The organism is Stenotrophomonas maltophilia group sp. Smal12, from assembly GCF_037079935.1.
Classification (GTDB): domain Bacteria; phylum Pseudomonadota; class Gammaproteobacteria; order Xanthomonadales; family Xanthomonadaceae; genus Stenotrophomonas; species Stenotrophomonas sepilia.
Window position 1 is genome coordinate 1 of record NZ_JBAWUK010000108.1, and the last position, 1479, is coordinate 1479.

General features: G+C 67.8%; 2 protein-coding genes. Both read right to left on the minus strand.

The window, feature by feature from the left end:
* Positions 1-755, minus strand: a 755-nt coding sequence (locus tag WDC87_RS21785) for a TPM domain-containing protein (RefSeq protein WP_301655388.1), incomplete at its 3' end; no start/stop codon positions are given.
* Between the two features lie 3 nt (positions 756-758).
* Positions 759-1379, minus strand: coding sequence for a LemA family protein (locus WDC87_RS21790; RefSeq protein ID WP_005415338.1), 621 nt, complete (start codon positions 1377-1379; stop codon positions 759-761).
* Positions 1380-1479 lie beyond the last annotated feature (100 nt).

A 1479-nucleotide genomic window follows, 5' to 3' on the forward strand; every position in this document is an offset into this window, starting at 1 on the left:
CCGGCAAAGCGCCCCGGATGACCGGACAGCATCGCCACGATCAGGCCGACCACGCCGGCCAGGCCACTGGCCATCAGGGTGGAGGTGAACAGGAACGCCGCCAGCGCCGCACCGGCACCGCCGAGCAGGCCGCGCAGCGGTCGCGGCACGCGCGCGAACACGCCGCGCAGGATGCTGCCGGCGAACACACCGATGAACAGCGCCAGGAACCAGGTATCGCCGCCGCCACCCGGCTCGCGCCCACGATGACCACTGACCGGTGCCGGCAGCGTTTCGCCATCGATCAGCTTGACCAGCACGGCGGTGGCATCGGTGATGCCCCCGGCGTAGTCGCCGGCGCGGAAACGCGGCACCAGGTATTCCTGGATGACCCGGTTGGCGATGGCATCGGGAATCGCGCCTTCAAGACCGTAACCCGGCTCGATCCGCACGCGCCGGTCGTCCTTGGCCACCACCAGCAGCACGCCGTCATCCACGTCCTTGCGGCCGATCTGCCACTGGTCGAAGACCCGCGTGGTGTACTGCGCGATGTCCTCCGGCTGGGTGGTGGGTACCACCAGCACCTGCAGCTGGCTGCCCTTGCGCTGTTGCAGGTCCAGCGCCTGCTGCACCAGTGCCTGCTTCTGCGCAGCCTCCAGCGTGCCGGTGGTGTCGACCACCGGCGAATCCAGCGCCGGAATCGGCGCCAGAGTCTGTGCCTGCGCTGCCAGCGGCAGCCACAGCAGCAGGGCCAGCAGCGCGGTGGCCAGGCGCATGGGTCAGTGGCCCGGCTGCGGTGCCGGCTGCTGCTGCGGCGCGTTGCCGAAATCGACCGCCGGCGCGTTGGAGATCTGCGCTTCGTTGTCCACGGTGAAGTTCGGCTTGGTCTTGTAGCCGAAGATCTTGGCGGTGATCACCTGCGGGAACGAGCGGATGTAGGTGTTGTAGTCCTGCACCTGCTGGATGTAGCGGCCGCGGGCAACGGTGATGCGGTTCTCGGTGCCTTCCAGCTGGGCCTGCAGGTCGCGGAAGTTCTGGTCGGACTTCAGCACCGGATAGTTCTCGGTCACCACCAGCAGCCGCGACAGCGCGCTGCCGAGTTCACCCTGGGCCTGCTGGAACTGCTTGAGCGAGGCTTCGTCATCGGCGTTGACGTTGATCTGGCCGACACGCGAGCGGGCGTTGGTGACTTCGGTCAGCACGCGCTCTTCCTGGCTGGCGAAACCTTTGACGGTCTGCACCAGGTTGGGCACCAGGTCGGCGCGGCGCTTGTACTGGTTGAGCACTTCGGACCAGCTGGCCTTGACCGCCTCGTCCTTCTGCTGGATGGCGTTGTAGCCACAGCCGGACAGCAGGGAGGCCAGCAGCATCAGGGGCAGGACACGGGTGAACAGGCGCATGGCGGGGGTTCCGGGTGGGCTTGGCGCAGAGCATGCCATGGTTTGGGTGAAAGACCGGCCATCGGGCGCCGCCCCCTCCGCGGTGTGATCCAGCCAGCTC